General features: G+C 32.5%; 1 protein-coding gene. It reads left to right on the top strand.

Translation table 11 applies throughout. The annotated features are described in order from the left end of the window. Positions 1-232: 232 nt before the first annotated feature. A partial coding sequence (locus tag KVT11_RS21160; protein ID WP_254636530.1) for a hypothetical protein occupies positions 233-320 on the top strand: 88 nt, incomplete at its 3' end.

Below are 320 nucleotides of genomic sequence, written 5' to 3'. Positions count from 1 at the left end.
CTTGAACATAACATGTAGAAAATCGTCAGCGATTGCTGACGTTTTTTTTATAAAAAAGGTTTACTTGCATCAAAAGTATGCTATAATCTTACACATAACACTTTATCGCTTAGAAGCGTTTGGGTAATAAAGAATTTTTTCGTGACAATTCCGAAATCTTTGTTTATAATAAACCCTATTATAAGAGATCAAAAATAAAAAGCGAGTGCGGGCAGAGGAAAGGATGACAAAAATGAGCAACAATGAATTGGAACAATTGAGACAGCAGGCAGATGTACTAAATCTTCAAATCTTAAAACTGATCAATGAAAGAGGAAACA

Origin of the sequence: Bacillus sp. GbtcB10, from assembly GCF_019091365.1 — a bacterium.
GTDB classification, from domain to species: Bacteria; Bacillota; Bacilli; order Bacillales; family Bacillaceae; genus Bacillus; species Bacillus altitudinis.
Note: the sequence above shows the minus strand (reverse complement) of the source record. Positions and strands in the feature narration are given on the sequence as shown.